This is a genomic window from Streptomyces marokkonensis (assembly GCF_039539045.1).
Classification (GTDB): domain Bacteria; phylum Actinomycetota; class Actinomycetes; order Streptomycetales; family Streptomycetaceae; genus Streptomyces; species Streptomyces marokkonensis.
In genome coordinates this window covers 1-15,704 of sequence record NZ_BAABCQ010000177.1, presented here as the reverse complement: position 1 = coordinate 15,704, position 15,704 = coordinate 1, and the positions used below count along the sequence as shown (strand labels likewise).

Annotated in this window: 15 protein-coding genes and 1 riboswitch; of the genes, 8 read left to right on the top strand and 7 right to left on the bottom strand. The window is 72.3% G+C overall.

Annotated elements, in window-relative coordinates; translation table 11 throughout:
• The first annotated feature begins 84 nt into the window (after nucleotides 1-84).
• Complete coding sequence (arfB, locus tag ABEA26_RS30410) at nucleotides 85-522, top strand: alternative ribosome rescue aminoacyl-tRNA hydrolase ArfB (RefSeq protein WP_345596582.1); 438 nt, start codon at nucleotides 85-87, stop codon at nucleotides 520-522.
• A gap of 40 nt (nucleotides 523-562) precedes the next feature.
• On the opposite strand, the gene ABEA26_RS30405 is transcribed toward arfB, so the two are convergent.
• On the bottom strand, nucleotides 563-1,036 hold the full coding sequence (locus ABEA26_RS30405) for a GNAT family N-acetyltransferase (protein WP_345596581.1): 474 nt from the start codon (nucleotides 1,034-1,036) through the stop codon (nucleotides 563-565).
• 48 nt (nucleotides 1,037-1,084) lie between these two features.
• Complete coding sequence (locus ABEA26_RS30400) at nucleotides 1,085-1,603, bottom strand: flavin reductase family protein (RefSeq protein ID WP_425587920.1); 519 nt, start codon at nucleotides 1,601-1,603, stop codon at nucleotides 1,085-1,087.
• Nucleotides 1,604-2,032: 429 nt separating this feature from the next.
• Here ABEA26_RS30400 and cdgB point away from each other — a divergent pair, with 429 nt between their 5' ends.
• Entirely contained in the window at nucleotides 2,033-3,697 is a 1,665-nt protein-coding gene (gene cdgB / locus ABEA26_RS30395) for a diguanylate cyclase CdgB (RefSeq protein WP_345596579.1), read from the top strand.
• 118 nt (nucleotides 3,698-3,815) lie between these two features.
• On the top strand, nucleotides 3,816-4,781 hold the full coding sequence (locus ABEA26_RS30390; RefSeq protein WP_345596578.1) for a carbohydrate-binding protein: 966 nt from the start codon (nucleotides 3,816-3,818) through the stop codon (nucleotides 4,779-4,781).
• A 150-nt stretch (nucleotides 4,782-4,931) separates the two neighbouring features.
• Here ABEA26_RS30390 and ABEA26_RS30385 read toward each other — a convergent pair whose 3' ends face one another.
• The 3 genes from ABEA26_RS30385 to ABEA26_RS30375 form a co-directional block, all read right to left on the bottom strand.
• Nucleotides 4,932-5,864: a 1-phosphofructokinase family hexose kinase gene (locus tag ABEA26_RS30385; RefSeq protein WP_345596577.1), complete on the bottom strand. Its 933-nt coding sequence runs from the start codon at nucleotides 5,862-5,864 to the stop codon at nucleotides 4,932-4,934.
• Between the two features lie 149 nt (nucleotides 5,865-6,013).
• Nucleotides 6,014-7,159 (bottom strand): N-acetylglucosamine-6-phosphate deacetylase, encoded by a 1,146-nt coding sequence (gene nagA / locus ABEA26_RS30380; protein ID WP_345596576.1) that lies wholly within the window; start codon nucleotides 7,157-7,159, stop codon nucleotides 6,014-6,016.
• The gene (locus tag ABEA26_RS30375) at nucleotides 7,159-8,217 is read right to left on the bottom strand and encodes an ROK family protein (RefSeq protein ID WP_345596575.1); all 1,059 of its coding nucleotides are present in this window, start codon (nucleotides 8,215-8,217) and stop codon (nucleotides 7,159-7,161) included. The genes nagA and ABEA26_RS30375 overlap by 1 nt, the downstream gene beginning before the upstream one ends.
• A gap of 143 nt (nucleotides 8,218-8,360) precedes the next feature.
• Between ABEA26_RS30375 and ABEA26_RS30370 the strand changes: the two genes are divergently transcribed.
• From ABEA26_RS30370 to otsB, 3 genes are all read left to right on the top strand, one after another.
• Nucleotides 8,361-9,626, top strand: coding sequence for an ABC transporter substrate-binding protein (locus tag ABEA26_RS30370; RefSeq protein ID WP_486388980.1), 1,266 nt, complete (start codon nucleotides 8,361-8,363; stop codon nucleotides 9,624-9,626).
• Nucleotides 9,627-9,670: 44 nt separating this feature from the next.
• Entirely contained in the window at nucleotides 9,671-9,895 is a 225-nt protein-coding gene (locus tag ABEA26_RS30365) for a DUF3263 domain-containing protein (protein WP_345596574.1), read from the top strand.
• A gap of 236 nt (nucleotides 9,896-10,131) precedes the next feature.
• Nucleotides 10,132-11,010 (top strand): trehalose-phosphatase, encoded by an 879-nt coding sequence (gene otsB, locus ABEA26_RS30360; protein WP_345596573.1) that lies wholly within the window; start codon nucleotides 10,132-10,134, stop codon nucleotides 11,008-11,010.
• 159 nt (nucleotides 11,011-11,169) lie between these two features.
• Here the strand turns inward: otsB and ABEA26_RS30355 are convergent, their stop codons facing one another.
• Both ABEA26_RS30355 and ABEA26_RS30350 read right to left on the bottom strand, forming a co-directional pair.
• A complete protein-coding gene (locus tag ABEA26_RS30355; RefSeq protein WP_345596572.1) occupies nucleotides 11,170-12,573 on the bottom strand; it encodes an alpha,alpha-trehalose-phosphate synthase (UDP-forming) in 1,404 nt (467 codons plus the stop codon).
• Between the two features lie 72 nt (nucleotides 12,574-12,645).
• Entirely contained in the window at nucleotides 12,646-13,617 is a 972-nt protein-coding gene (locus tag ABEA26_RS30350) for a glucosyl-3-phosphoglycerate synthase (RefSeq protein WP_345596571.1), read from the bottom strand.
• Between the two features lie 186 nt (nucleotides 13,618-13,803).
• Nucleotides 13,804-13,951, top strand: a riboswitch (SAM riboswitch).
• A gap of 17 nt (nucleotides 13,952-13,968) precedes the next feature.
• Between ABEA26_RS30350 and thrC the strand changes: the two genes are divergently transcribed.
• Together thrC and ABEA26_RS30340 are read left to right on the top strand one after the other, a co-directional pair.
• Entirely contained in the window at nucleotides 13,969-15,273 is a 1,305-nt protein-coding gene (thrC, locus tag ABEA26_RS30345; RefSeq protein WP_345596570.1) for a threonine synthase, read from the top strand.
• Nucleotides 15,270-15,545, top strand: a complete 276-nt coding sequence (locus ABEA26_RS30340) for a MoaD/ThiS family protein (protein WP_345596569.1) — start codon at nucleotides 15,270-15,272, stop codon at nucleotides 15,543-15,545. The genes thrC and ABEA26_RS30340 overlap by 4 nt, the downstream gene beginning before the upstream one ends.
• The last annotated feature ends 159 nt before the right edge of the window (nucleotides 15,546-15,704 follow it).

The window sequence follows — 15,704 nt, the reverse complement described above, 5'->3', positions numbered from 1 at the left end:
CGCAAGGTTCCTGCTCTCTTTACTTTCTTTACCGAGGCCGGGATCAGGATATTGGGGTGACGTGGGCCGCCCGGGGACGGGAACATGGACGGCATGTCCGGTCCTCATCTCATCCGCGGCTCCGTCTCCCTGCCCGAGGCCGAGCTGGTCTGGCGTTTCACACGCTCCTCGGGGCCCGGTGGGCAGCACGTCAACACCACGGACACCGCGGTGGAGCTCCGCTTCGACCTGGCGAAGACCGAGTCCCTGCCCGAGGTGTGGAAGCGGCGGGCGCTGGAGCGGCTGTCCGGGCGCCTGACCGACGGGGTCGTCACCGTCCGCGCCTCCGAGCACCGCTCCCAGTGGCGCAACCGCGAGGCCGCCGCCGTACGCCTCGCCGCCCTCCTCGCCGAGGCCACCGCGCCCCCGCCCGGGCCCCGCAGACCGACCCGCATCCCGCGCGGCATCAACGAACGCCGGCTGCGCGAGAAGAAGCAGCGCTCGCAGACCAAGCGGGGCCGCTCCCCGAAGGACTGGGACTAGGACACCAGGACCAGGGGAACGCGACGGATCGGCTACCGGGCTACCGGTCCAGCGCCAGCACGCCCACCGTCTCGCCCTCGCTGGTCTCTCCGTCGGGCCGGAAGCCCAGGCCCAGGTAGAAGCCCTCGGGGCCGTTCGGGCCCGGATGCCACGTCACGTAGCACTCCCCGCCGCCGCGGCGACGGATTTCCTGGGCCACCGACTCCACGGCGAAGCGGCCGTACCCCCGGCCCTGCTCCCCGGCCGCGATGTTCAGCCGCCACAGTCCGGAGCGCCGCACGCTGCCGTCCTCGTACCAGTCGATGTCGAAGAAGGCCATGAGGAAGCCGACGGGACGGTCGCCGTCGACGATCAGGCGGGGCCAGGCGACACCGGGGTGGACGTAGGCCTCGGCGAGGGAATCCACCACCGGGTCGACGGCGAATTCCTGCTCGGGGCGCACGCGTATGGCGGTGGCGGCCTTGAGGTTCGCCGGAGTGATCTCCTCCAGGCGCGGCGTGGTACTCGTTGTCATCCGCGCACCCTAGGCAGGAGGCACGAGGGCGGGCGAGCGGGTTTCGGCTCAGTCCAGCTGCCGGTAGCGCCCCTTGAAGTACGCCAGCGGCCCCGCGGCGGGGCTCGGCAGCGTGGCGGTCAGCACGCGGCCGATCACCAGGGTGTGGTCCCCGGCCGGCACCCGCCGTTCGGTACGGCACTCCAGCGTCGCCAGGGCCCCGCCCACCAGGGGCGCCCCGGTCGCCTCGCCCCGTACGCAGGGGATGTCCGCGAACAGGAGCCGGTCGCTGACGCGGCCCTTCATCGCGAAGCGTCCCGCGATGTGCCGCTGGCTCTCGGACAGGACGGAGACCGCCCACCGGGGCTGCTCGTCGAGCAGGTCGTCCATGCGGGAGCCCTCGCGGAGGCTGACCAGCACCAGTGGCGGGTCCAGCGACACCGACATGAACGCCGTGGCCGTCATCCCCACGTCCTCGCCGTGCGGCGCCTGCGGGTCGTCGGGGTCGAGCGACGCCTCCTGCGCGGTCACCAGGACCACGCCCGAGGCCAGCCGGGACATGGCGGCACGGAATTCGTCATTGCTCACCCCTTCAGCATGCCCGGCGGCGGACGACGGCGACGTGTGCGCGGGGGACGCGGGGGACGTGGGGGACGTGGAGGATGCGGAGGACGTGAGAGACGGAGAGTTCGGCACGCCCGCCACGCTAAACGCCGGGCCGCCGGCCCGGCATCGGCCGCCGGACCGAACCGGGGCACGAACCGGGACCTAGGACCCCAGAAGGAGACGTGCGCATACCCACCCTGCTTTCGGTGAACGCATGGGAAAACGCGGAAACGTCCTTCAATCGCTCACCTTTTGCTGTGACTTGAGTCACAAGGAGCGACAATTGTTGACCCTGTGTACCGAGTGCGGAGCGCGCTGTGATTCAGTGGCGGGGAACCTGCAAGGGCACCAGCAGTACAGGCGCCGACGAGAACCCTTGATTCGCTGCGAGGCCTCGGGGGGAGGGTGAGCATGGAGACCGAGTCGGAGCCCTACGTCCGTCTTGCGTCCCTGCGTCAGCTGCACCAGGCCATGGCCGACATGAACACGGCCCGCAGCCTGGCCGACACCCTGCAGACCGTCGCCGACGGAGTCGTCCACGCCCTCGGCTACGAGCTGGCATGCGTCAACCTGGTCCGCCCCGACGGTGACCTCGTCGTCGCCGCCTTCTCCGGCAACCAGGCCGCCGAGGCGCTGATCACCGGCCGGGCGGGCTCCCGCGAGTCCTGGGACCGGCGCCTGAGCATGGGCGAGCAGTGGGGCGACCTGATCTTCATACCCCACACCGAGGGCTGGATCCTCGACGACGACGACGTCCCGCAGTGGTACACCGACGGGCCCGCGCCCCGCTTCGAGGACGAGTGGCACCCCTCGGACCGGCTCTTCGCCCCGATGTACGCGCCCGGCCCGCAGGGCGGCGGCAACAGCGGCGAGCTGGTCGGCGTCCTGTCCGTGGACCGTCCGCGCAACGGCCGCCGCCCCGGCGCCTGGGGCCGCGAGGCTCTGCAGATGTACGCCTTCCAGGCCGCCATCGCGATCAGCAACGCCCGGCTCCGCTCCAACATGCAGCGCGCCCTGGTCCGCCTGGAGCGCGACCAGCAGGCGCTCAGGGCCAGTGAGGAAAGCTTCCGGCAGGCCTTCGAGTACGCCCCCTCCGGCATGGCCATCGCCGAGATGGGCGGCGACCAGCACGGCCGCATCCTGCGCACCAACGACGCCCTGTGCCGCCTGCTCGGCCGCCCCGCCTCCGCGTTGCGCCGCTACGCCTTCTCCGACCTCGTCCACCCCGAGGACATCGGCACGCTGCTGCGCACCTCCGCCGAGGGCGGCCGGGCCGAGCTGCGCCTGGGCCGCCGCGACAACACGTACGTCTGGGTCTCCCTGCGCAACAGCGTCGTCGCCGACGCCGCCGACGGGCCGCGTTTCCTGCTCACCCACGTCGAGGACATAGAGGAGCGCAAGCGCCGCGAGCTCCAGCTCGCCCACCGCGCCTCCCACGACTCCCTCACCGGCCTGCCCAACTCCGCCGAGCTGCGCTCCCGGCTCGCCGCCCGGCTCTGCCGGCGCCCGCAGTCCTCGCACGTGGCCGTCGCCGACGCCATGGACGCGGCCTACGGGCACTCCGCCGTGTTCGACTCCGGCGGTCACACCTTCGACTTCGGCGCGGTCACCGAGCCCTACGGCGCCTACGACCATCATGTGCACGCCATCGCTCCCGAGGACGGCCGCGACGACGGCACCAAGGGGCTCGCGGTTCTCTTCTGCGACCTGGACGGGTTCAAGTCGATCAACGACCGGTTCGGGCACAACGCCGGCGACGCCGTACTCATCGAGGTCGCCCACCGGCTCAGCGGCGGTGTGCGGGACGGCGACACGGTGGCCCGGCTCGGCGGCGACGAGTTCGTGATCCTCGCCAACGGGCTCGGCCGGGCCGACGCACAGGACCTCGCCGTACGCCTGCGCAACGAGATAATCCAGCCGATCCGGGCCGAGGGGCGGGCCGTCCGCGTGGGCGCCAGCTTCGGCATCGGGTGGGCCCACTGCGGCATGACGGCGGACGAGGTGCTGAAGTCCGCCGACGAACGGATGTACGTCGAGAAACGATCTCGTCCCAAACAACATCGCCGAGCCGGATGAACCCCAGGTCAGTGCCGTGGTGCGGTCTGAGTCACCCTTTCGGGGCAGTGGGAGCGGGTAGGCTCGCTGTCTCACACCCGTACCGCACAAGCACCGCATCTGGTTAGGAGACCTAGGGATGACGCCCGGCAACAACGGCGCGAGCACGCCCGAGGACGACGACCCCTTCGGCTACCTCTACGCCGACGGGCAGGCCAACGGGGCCCAGCCGCCATCCGGTGGCTACGGCTACCCGAACTCCGTCAACCGGGTGCGTCCCGTCGGCACACGGCAGTACGGGACCCCGCAGGGCCAGCCCGCCCCCCAGCAGCAGGGCGTCTACGGCCAGGCCCCGCAGCAGCAGGGCGCCCACGGCCGGCCGAACGCGCACTACGCCGCGCCGGAGACCTTCCCCGGCGGCGCTCCCGCCCCGCAGCAGTCGGGACACGGCGGGGGCGGCGGAGGCCGCGGCCCCAACACCAAGGGCCTGCTGATCGGCGCGGTCGCCGTCGTCGCGGCGGTCGTGATCGGTATCGCCGTGGCCATGACCAGCAGCGGCTCCGAGGACGACAAGGGCGGCGACGAGGCCGGCGGCGGCAGCACGGCCAACCCGACCCAGTCCGAGAGCACCGAACCGAGCCCGTCGGCCAGTGACGGTGCCGAGGAGGAGGCGGAGCTGCCCGCGACCGACGCGAAGTCGCTGCGGCTGTCGCCCGGGGTGGCGACGGCGTCGGAGGTCGAGGGCGCCCGGTCGGACGGCGGCGTCTACGTGGCCAACCTCAACAAGCCCGGTGCTTCGGTCACCTGGACCGTGGACGGCATCCCCGAGGAGGGGCTCTACACCCTCTTCACCGGGTACAGCACGGCCGGCGAGGACCAGTCGATGACCCTGACGGTCAACGGCAAGGAGTTCGGCAGCAAGCTGAACATGTCCAACTTCACCGGCGCCGAGGACGGCGACTTCGCCAAGGGCTGGACCACGACCTACGCCTATCCCACCCTGAACAAGGGCACCAACACCATCTCGCTCTCCTGCGCCGACGGCGACAAGTGCAACGTGCTGCTGGACCAGTTCTCCCTGAAGAAGGGCAAGGTCGAGAGCTGACGCCTGCCCGGCGGACCACGCCGCGGTACGTCACGCCGCGGTACGTCACGCCGCGGTACGTCTGACCACAGCACGTCACGCCGCTGCACGGACGGCATGGTACGGACCGGCGCGTCACGGCACGACCGGCGCGTCACGGCACGGACCGCGTCACGCCGCGTCGGACTCCGCCGTCACCGCGACCCCGCGTCCGAGCAGCTCCTCGTACGCCGCCCGGTCGAACTCGCCCGCCACCGGCGCCGGCACCGCCGCTGCGGACAGGGCGACCGCGCGGGCCAGGCGGTCCGGCCAGGGCAGGTTCTCGACCAGGCCGGAGAGCAGCCCCGCGACCGCCGAGTCGCCCGCACCGGTCGGATTGCCCCGGACACGGGCGTGCGGGGCGGCCCGCCAGCGGCCCTCCGGAGTCACCGCGAGCAGTCCCTCGGCGCCCAGTGAGGCGACCACCGAGCGGGCACCGCGGCGCCGGGCGGCCTGGGTGGCCCGCAGCGGCTCGTGCGAGCCGGTCAGCTCGGCCAGCTCCTCGGCGTTCGGCTTGATCAGATCCGGGCGGGCGGCGACACCCCGGCGCAGCGGCTCCCCGCTGGTGTCCAGCAGCACCGGGACGCCCGCGGCGCGCGCCGTGCGCACCAGCCCGGCGTAGGCGCCCACAGGTACGCCCGGCGGCAGGCTGCCGCAGAGGGCGACCGCCGACGCGCCGGCCAGCAGATCCGCGTAGACGTCCTGGAAGGCGTCCCACTCGGTGGGTGCGACGGCCGGTCCGGGCTCGTTGAGCTGGGTGGTGTCGCCGGTGCGCTCGTCGACGACGGCGACGGTGCGCCGGGTCGTTCCCGCGACCGGCACGAGCGCGTCGGCCACCCCGCGCACGCCGCCGAGTCCCTCGCGCACGACCTCTCCGGTGACGCCGCCCGCGAAGCCGGTCACCGTCACCTCGTGTCCGAGCGCCGCCAGCACCCGGGCCACGTTCAGCCCCTTGCCGCCGGGCCGCTCCGTCACCTCGGTGACCCGATGGGAGGCGTGCGGCCTGAGGGTCGGGACGCGATAGGTGATGTCGAGCGCGGTGTTGAGTGTGACGGTGAGGATCACCTGGGCCGACCTCCCCCGATCGCCTGCTGCTGCCGTGTGGACACGATCATGCCAAACGGGTGGCGGCGGGCCCAGCCCCCGGGTCGGCCGCCGTGGGCCGCTCCGGGGACGGACTCGGGGACGGACTCGGGGACGGACTCGGGGACGGATCAGCCCAGCTCGGGATCGACCACCCATTCGCCCCGGCGCATCACGCCCACCAGGTCGAACGCGGCGTCCAGTACCACCAGGTCGGCGTCCTTGCCGGGCTCCAGGGAGCCGACCCGGTCGGCCAGGCCGAGCAGCCGCGCCGGGTTGGCGGAGATCGCCGCGACCACGTCCTCCACGGCCAGCCCGTCCACCGTCACCGCCCGCTTGAAGGCGCGGTCCAGGGTGAGCGTGGAGCCCGCGATCGAGCCGCCCTCCACCAGCCGGGCCACCCCGTCCGCGACCTCGACCTCCATCGGGCCGAGCAGATAGCGGCCGTCGCCGAAGCCGGCCGCGTCCATCGCGTCGGTGATGAAGGCGACCCGGGCGGCCCCCGCGTGGTGGAAGGCCAGCTGGAGCGCGGCCGGGTGCAGGTGCGTGCCGTCGTTGATCAGCTCGACGGTGACCCGCTCGTCCTCCAGCAGCGCCGTGATCGGGCCGGGGGCGCGGTGGCCGAGGGGCGGCATCGCGTTGAAGAGGTGCGTGGCGACCGTGGCGCCCGCGTCGATGGCCTGGAGCGTCTGCTCGTACGACGCGTCCGTGTGCCCGACCGCGGCGATCACGCCGTGCTCCGCGAGCAGCCGTACGGAGTCCAGGCCGCCCGACAGCTCGGTGGCCAGCGTCACCATCTTCGCGTGCCCGTGCGCGGCGTCGATCAGCTTGCGGACCTCGGCCGGGTCCGGGTCGCGCAGCAGCTGCTCGTCGTGCGCGCCCTTGCGGCACGGGGAGATGAACGGGCCTTCGAAGTGGATGCCGGCGATGTCGCCCTGCTGGGCCAGCTCGGCGAGCACCCCGGCGTGCCGAGCGAGGAAGTCCAGGTCACCGGTGACGGCGGAGGCGACCATCGTCGTGGTGCCGTGGCGACGGTGGGTGCCGACGCCCTTGAGGATGTCCTCGGGGGTGCCGCCGGCGAAGGAGGCGCCGCCGCCGCCGTGGTTGTGGATGTCGACGAAGCCGGGGACCACCCAGTGGCCCGACACGTCGACGACTTCCGCCTCCGGGGACGCCGTGTCCGCGATCCGCGTGCCGTCGACGATCACGCGGCCGTCGTCCACGGTCCCGGTGGGCAGTACCACCCGGGCACCGGCGAGAACCTTGCTTGGGGCCATCAGGTGGTTACCTCCGGGGGAGTCACGGTCGTGGGAGTGGTGCTGAGTGGGCCGGTGCCGGACGAGCCGGTCCCGACTTGGTCGGTGGACCGGCCGGTGGTGGGCCGGTCCGTGCTGGGTCGTCCGGTGCTGGGCCGGTCGGTGTCGAGCAGATCCCAGGCCATGAGCCCGGCACCCAGGCAGCCGGCGGTGTCCCCCAGCGCCGCGGGGACGATCTCCGGCAGCTTCTGGAAGGTGACGCGCCGCCGGACGGCGTCCCGCAGTGGTGTGAACAAGGTTTCCCCCGCCTCGGCGAGGCCGCCACCGATGATCAGGACGCGCGGGTCCAGCAGAGTGAGCGCGGTGACCAGCCCGTCGGCGAGCGCGTCCACGGCGTCCTGCCAGACGGCGAGCGCCCGGGCGTCCCCCGACGCGACGGCCTTGGCACAGTCGGCGGCGTCCGCCTCCGGGTCGCCGCACGCCTCGGCCCACGCCTGGCTGACCGCCGACGCGGACGCGAACCGCTCCAGGCAGCCGCGCTGCCCGCACGGGCACGGCGTCCCGCCGGGCCGTACGACGATGTGGCCGATCTCGCCCGCGAAGCCGTGGGCGCCCGACTCCACCCGGCCGTCGATGCCGATGGCGCCCGCGATACCGGTGCCCAGCGGCACGAACAGGAACCGGTCGGCGCCCTGCCCCGCCCCGATGCGCCCCTCGGCGAGCCCACCGGTGCGCACGTCGTGCCCGAGGGCGACCGGAAGGGCATCGAGCCGGTCGCTGAGCAGCGCCCGCAGCGGTACGTCGCGCCAGCCGAGGTTGGCCGCGTACACGGCGATGCCGTGCTCCTCGTCGATGATGCCGGGGACGACCACACCGGCGGCGCGGGCGGGCTCGCCGAACCGGTCGGCGCCGTAGGCGCGCAGTTCGGCGGCGAAGTCCAGGATGCCCGCGACGACCGCCTCGGGCCCGCGGTCGCGGCCGGTGGCCCGGCGGGCCTGGTGCAGCAGCTCGCCCCCCGGCCCGGCCAGGGCGGCCTTCATCCCGGTGCCGCCCACATCGAGGGCGATGACATGTCTCACGGGGACAGTGTGGCCCGTTGACCCGGGAGAGGTCTAGTCCACTGTCGTGGTGTAGACCTTAATCCGTTAAACGGACAAGCGAACAAGCGCACGCGTAAGCAAAGCAGCGAACGACAAGTCGTCGGCAGGGTTGGGGAATCAGGGTGCAGCGGCGTAGGACAGGAACGATCGCGGTGGTGTCCGCACTGGGCATGACGGCGGTCCTCGGCGGCTGCGGACTCACCGGGGACTCCGGCGAGGTGACCCTGAAACTCGTCGCCGCCGACTACGGCGACAGCAAGGCCAACAGCTCCCAGGACTACTGGGACGATCTGGCCAAGGCCTACGAGGCCAAGCACCCCGACGTACACGTGGACGTCACCGTGTACTCCTGGAACGACGTCGACCGCAAGGTCCGCGAGATGGTCGAGGCCGAAGAGGCGCCCGACATGGCGCAGATCGGCGCCTACGCCGACTACGCGGACCAGGGCCTGCTCTACCAGGCCGGGGAACTCCTCTCCATCCCGGTCCAGGCCAACTACGTCTCGCAGCTCGCCGGCGCGGGCCAGGTCGACGGGGCCCAGTACGGGCTGCCCTTCGCGGCCTCCACCCGTGTGCTCTTCTACAACAAGACCCTCTTCGACAAGGCCGGCCTCACCCCGCCCAAGAGCTGGGACGACCTCGCCGAGGCCGCCCAGGAGCTCGAGGCGGAGGGCGTGAAGTACCCGTACGCACTGCCGCTGGGCCCCGAGGAGGCACCGGCCGAGACGATGCAGTGGATGCTCAGCGGCGGAGGCGGCTACACCGACGACGTCGGCACCTACTCCGTCGACTCGCCGCAGAACGTCACCACCTTCACCTGGCTCAAGGAGGAACTGGTCGAGAAGGGCCTCACCGGCCCGGTCGCCCCCGGACAGCTAGACCGGGCCGCCGCCTTCGCCGCCTTCGCGAACGGCGACGTCGGCATGCTCAACGGCCACCCCACGCTGATGAAGATGGCGTCCGACAAGGGCGTGAAGTACGGGATGGTGACGACCCCCGGGATCGACGGCGCCAGCAAGAACACGCTCGGCGTCACCGACTGGATGACCGCCTTCAAGGAGAACGGTCACCAGGAGGAGATCGGCGACTTCCTCGACTTCGTCTACAACGACGAGAACGTCCTCGACTTCTCCCGCCGGTACAACCTGCTGCCGGTGACCACCTCCGCGTCCCAGGCCATGAGCACCGCGGAGGAGGACAAGGACCTGCGGCCCTTCCTGAACGAGCTGGTGCTCTCCGAGCTCTACCCGGTCGGCAAGACCTCCTGGGCCTCGGTCAGCGCGGACGTCAAGAAGCGCATCGGCCAGGCGGTCGCCCCCGGCGGCAGCACCGAGGAGGTCCTCGACCGGATCCAGACGACGGCGATGCGGGCGGGCAGCGCGGAGTAGCGGCCACCGGGCCACTGTCGGTGCCGGGCGCTACGGTGCCGTACATGGACCTGGGACAGAGGGAGAGGAGCATCCTCGCGCTGGAACGCCGCGGCTTTTCCGGCCCCGGCGCGAAGGAGCGCGCGATCCGCGAGGAACTGGGCCTGGCCCCTGTCCGCTACTACCAGCTCCTCAACGCCCTCCTGGACGACCCCCGCGCGCTTGCGGCCGACCCGGTGACGGTCAACCGGCTGCGCCGGATACGGGACTCGCGGCGCTCGGAGCGGTGACACCGCCGGCGCGGACGGGGAAGCCGCGGGGGAGCCCCGGTGAGCCGCCGGGAAGACCGGCGGCCCCCCGGCAGGCGTGATCCGCGGCGCGATCGCGGGGCCTCCGCGTTCGCAGAGCCGCCCGCGTTCGCAGAGCCGCCCGCGTTCGCCGGGTCGGCCGGTGCCCGTCCGGCCGGTGTGAGGCAAAGGCGTGCGAGCGATGCGTGTGCCCCGCGCCGGCGGGATAGGTTCGCGGTATGGGCAGCCACCAGGACTCCACCCGTGACGACTCCCCGGACTCCGCGAACCACCTGCCGACGCCCGCGACGGCGGCCGGACGCGAAGGGCTCGACGCCCTTCTCGCCCGTCCCGGCCGCGCGGTGGTCGCGCTCGACTTCGACGGCACGCTCGCCCCGATCGTCGCCGACCCCGACCGGGCCCGCGCCCACCCGGACGCCGTACCGGCGCTCGCGGCCCTCGCCCCGAAGGTCGCCTCCGTCGCCGTGATCACCGGCCGCCCGGCCAAGGTCGCGGTCCGCCACGGCGGCTTCGCGGACGTCCCCGGCCTGGAACACCTCGTCGTCCTCGGCCACTACGGCGCCGAGCGCTGGGACGCCGCCACCGGCACCCTCACCACCCCCGACCCGCACCCCGGCGTCGGTGCCGTCCGCGCCGAGCTGCCGGGACTGCTGGAGCGGTCCGGGGCCGGCCAGGGCACGTGGACCGAGGAGAAGGGCCACGCGATCGCCGTCCACACCCGCCGCGCCCCCGACCCCCAGGCCGCCTTCGACACCCTGCGCGGCCCCCTCACCGGCCTCGCCTCCCGCCACGGCCTGATCGTCGAACCGGGCCGCATGGTCCTGGAGCTGCGCCCACCCGGCATGGACAAGGGCGCCGCACTGCGGGAGTACGCCCGGGAACTCGACGCCGCCTGCGTCGTCTACGCCGGCGACGACCTCGGCGACCTCCCCGCCTTCACCGCCGTCGACACCCTCCGCACGGAGGGCACCCCCGGCCTCCTGGTCTGCAGCGGCAGCGACGAGGTCCCGGACCTCCGCGAACGGGCCGACGTGGTGGTCGACGGCCCGACGGGAGTGGTACACCTGCTCCGCTCCCTGGCCACACGGCTCACGTAGCCGCTTCCGTCCCCCGTCCCAGCCCGCCGCCTGCGCCCATTCGTGCCGCCGCGGGGGCACGAGTGGGCGCTACGGAGTACCCCCTCTGGGGGAGGCACCCCGTAGCGCCGGGCCGCGCGAACCACCCCGGCCCAGCCCCATCGCCGGATCACCCGGCGGTCAAGACCTCAGCGCGTCCAACTGCTCCAGGAACCACCGCTCCGGAGGCGACGCCGTCCCCGCCGCCGCCAACCGCTTCGTCCGCTCCGCCCGTTCCCCCGGCGCGACCCCCAGCGCCTCGTGCAGCGCGTCGGCCGTGCCGACCACGTCGTACGGGTTCACGACGACCGCGTCCTCCCCCAGCTCCTCGTACGCCCCCGCCTCCCGGGACAGCACCAGCACGCACCCCTCGTCGGAGACGACCGGCACCTCCTTCGCGACGAGGTTCATCCCGTCCCGGACGGGATTGACCAGCGCCACGTCCGCCAGCCGGTACGCCGCCAGCGACCGCGCGAAGTCGTCCTTCACATGCAGCACGACCGGCGTCCACCCCGCCGTCCCGAACTCCGCGTTGATCGACTCGGCCACCCGCCGCACCTCGGCGGTGTAGTCCCGGTACACGGCGAGATCCTGCCGCGAGGGGTACGCGAAGGCGACGTGCACGACCCGCTCCCGCCACTGGGGCCGCCCGGTCAGCAGCTCCCGGTACGCCAGCAGCCCCCGCACGATGTTCTTCGACAGCTCGGTCCGGTCCACCCGCACGATCGTCCTGCGCGCGCTCCCGTCCGGGCCGGCACCGATCTCCGCCCGCAGCGCCGCCATCCGCTCGTCCACGTCGGCCTCGTGCGACCGCCGCCGCAGGAAGTCCGCGTCGGCGCCCAGCCCGTGCACGCCGATCTCCGTGGAGCCGGGCCCGCCCACCAGCGCGTCGCAGCAGACGGTGAACGCGTCGGCCCACCGTCGGGTGAGGAACCCGAGCCGGTCGGCGCCGAGCATGCCGCGCAGCACCTGCTCGGCGATGTCGTCCGGCAGCAGCCTGAAGTAGTCGACCGGCGCCCACGGCGTGTGCGAGAAGTGCCCGATCCTGAGATCCGGCCGCAGCTCCCGCAGCATCCCCGGCACCAGCGTCAGGTGGTAGTCCTGCACGATCGCGACCGCGCCCTCGGCGGCCTCCTCGGCCAGCGCCTTCGCGAAGGCCCGGTTGTACGCCTCGTAGGAGGCCCACCGCCGCCGGAACTCCGCGTCGAAGACCGGCTCCAGGGGCGTCTGGTAGAGCATGTGGTGCACGAACCACAGCACGCTGTTGGCGATCCCGTTGTACGCGTCCGCGTGCACGTCGGCCGGTACGTCCAGCATCCGCACGCCGTCCTCGCCGACCCCGCGCCGCACCGCCTCGCGGTCGCCGTCGCCGAGCGCGGAGCACACCCACAGCGCCCCCGCGTCCGGCCCGATGGCCGACAGTCCGGAGACCAGCCCGCCCCCGCCGCGTTTGGCGTGCAGCGAACCGTCGTCCCGCACCTCGTACGAGACCGGCCCCCGGTTGGAGGCGACCAGCACCTGAGCAGCACCGAAGCTTGAAGCCATACGCCTCAACGTAGCCAGGCCCCGCAACCCTCAAACGTGGTCGGACGACACTTCGGCCCCGTCCGGCAGGTGTCAGGCCACCCTGCGGGCCGCGTACTCCGCGATCTCCGTCATCGGGGGGCGTTCCTCGGTGTCCACGGAGTACGTACGCGGCTCGAAGCCGTCGGCGCCCCGTTCGAACTGGACGAGGGACGGCCGGACCAGGTGGCCGCGGGCCAGCCGGAGCTGGGCGGTGCGGTAGATCGCGGCGGACATGCGGCCCAGCGCCCGGCCGTCCTGGTGCCGGTGTCTGCGCACGCCGACGTCGACCTGCGCGAGGGCGTCCAGACCCACCAGGTGCAGGGAGTCGACCAGCATGCCCAGCTCCACCCCGTAGCCGACGGGGAAGGGGAGCCGCTCCAGGAGGGAGCGGCGGGCCGCGTACTCGCCGCCGAGCGGCTGGACGAAACCGGCCAGCTGCGGCCAGTGCATGTTGAGCAGCGGGCGGGCCATCAGTTCCGTGACCCGGCCGCCCTGGCCGGCCGCGGGCAGGCCCGAGGCGCAGCCGTCGGACATGGTGAGCGGACGGTCGTACATGGCCTTGACGAGGTGCACACCTGGATCGGTGAGCAGTGGCCCCACGATTCCGGTGACGAAGTCGGCGGAGAACTCGCGCAGGTCCGCGTCGACGAAGCAGACGATGTCGCCGCCGGTGACCAGCAGCGAGCGCCACAGCACCTCGCCCTTGCCGGGCACGGCCGGGACGCGGGGCAGGATCGCGTCGCGGTGCACGACACGCGCGCCCGCCGCCGCGGCCACCGCCGAGGTGCGGTCGCTCGACCCGGAGTCCACGACCACGATCTCGTCGACGAGCGGGACGCGCCCCATCAGGTCCCGGCGGATCACCGTGACGATGTCGCCGACCGTCGCCTCCTCGTCGAGGGCGGGGAGCACCACGCTGACCGACTGCCCGGTGGCGTGCTTGGCGGACAGGAGCTGCTGGATCGGCCGGTCCGACACGGACCAGGAGCGTGCGCTCAGCCAGCGCTCGACTTCTTCCAGCACGTTCGGTGGCTCCTTCGTGGTCCGTTGTGATTCATCTCGCGGTGCGGACGACTGTCTCAACCGCCCTGGCCTTCGGTTACAGTCTTGAACAACGCGGAGCCCCACCGCATGCCGGGGTCCCGCGCGCACCACCGCTCAGCAGGCGCGACAAGCGCAACGAGCCGAGCAGGCTCAACAATCGAATACCGCTCATCCAGAGGGGCAGAGGGATACGGCCCGTTGAAGCCCCGGCAACCCTCCAGTCGGTTCCTGTCACGCAGACGTGGCGAGGCTCCCGACTCGGGAAGGTGCCAAATCCGTCTCACGGCGAGATGCGTCGTGAGGAAGATGAGGAGAAAGGGCCTCGCCTCCATGGCTGTGCAGACTGCCGAAAGCACCACCACCCCCGACGCTCCCGCCCCCGCCGGCGCCGTCGATCTGGGCCCCGCCGCCGCCCTCTCCTGCCGTGAGTGCGATCACCGCGTGCCGCTCGGCCCGGTCTTCGCCTGCGAGGAGTGTTTCGGCCCGCTGGAGATCGCCTACGACTTCTCGGCCTACGACACCGAGGAACTCCGCGCGCGCATCGAGGCCGGCCCCGCGAACATCTGGCGTTACGCCCCGCTGCTGCCCGTCCCCGCCGACGTGGCCGACAAGCCGAACATCAACCCCGGCTGGACCAAGCTGGTCAAGGCCGACAACCTGGCACGCGAGCTCGGCGTCACCGGCGGTCTGTACGTCAAGGACGACTCCGGCAACCCGACGCACTCCTTCAAGGACCGCGTCGTCGCCCAGGCCATCGAGGCCGCCCGCGCCTTCGGCTTCACCACCCTGTCCTGCTCCTCCACCGGGAACCTCGCGGGTGCCGTCGGCGCCGCCGCCGCCCGCGCCGGCTTCCGCTCCTGCGTGTTCATCCCGCACGACCTGGAGCAGGGCAAGGTCGTCATGGCCGCCGTCTACGGCGGTGAGCTCGTCGGTATCCAGGGCAACTACGACGACGTGAACCGCTTCTGCTCCGAGCTGATCGGCGACCCGGCCGGCGAGGGCTGGGGCTTCGTCAACGTCAACCTGCGGCCGTACTACGCGGAGGGTTCCAAGACCCTCGCGTACGAGATCTGCGAGCAGCTCGGCTGGCGGCTGCCCGACCAGATCGTCGTCCCGATCGCCTCCGGCTCGCAGCTCACGAAGATCGACAAGGGCCTGCAGGAGCTGATCAGGCTCGGTCTGGTCGAGGACAAGCCGTACCGGATCTTCGGCGCCCAGGCCGAGGGCTGCTCGCCGGTGTCCACCGCGTACAAGGCCGGCCACGACGTCGTACGCCCGCAGAAGCCGGACACCATCGCCAAGTCCCTCGCGATCGGCAACCCGGCCGACGGCCCGTACGTCCTCGACATCGCGCGCCGCACCGGCGGCGCCGTGGAGGACGTGAGTGACGAGCAGGTCGTCGACGCCATCAAGCTGCTCGCGCGCACCGAGGGGATCTTCGCGGAGACCGCGGGCGGGGTGACGGTCGGCGTCACGAAGAAGCTGATCGAGAACGGTGTCCTGGACCCGTCGCTCACCACCGTCGTCCTCAACACCGGCGACGGCCTGAAGACCCTCGACGCGGTGGCCGGTACCGGCCTCACCGCCACCATCCGCCCGAACCTGGACTCCTTCCGAGAGGCTGGCCTCGCATGAGCGTGACCGTTCGCATCCCGACCATCCTGCGCACCTACACCGGCGGCAAGGCCGAGGTCGGCGCCGAGGGCGCCAACCTCCAAGAGGTCATCTCCGACCTGGAGAAGAACCACACCGGCATCGCCGCCCGCGTCCTGGACGACCAGGGCAAGCTGCGCCGCTTCGTCAACGTCTACGTCAACGACGACGACGTCCGCTTCGAGCAGGGCCTTCAGACCGCCACGCCGGACGGCGCGGGAGTCTCCATCATCCCGGCGGTCGCCGGCGGCTGATACGCGTCGTAGCGCGAATTGCCCTCTCCGCAAGAGAAGCGGAGGGGGCAATTCCATGTGATTGAGCGCGGTAGAGTTGGGGAACGCGCTCCCGACCGCGAGATCGGGAACTCCGACTTCCTGCCGCCCGCCCGACAAGATATAGCCAAAATGTAGGCG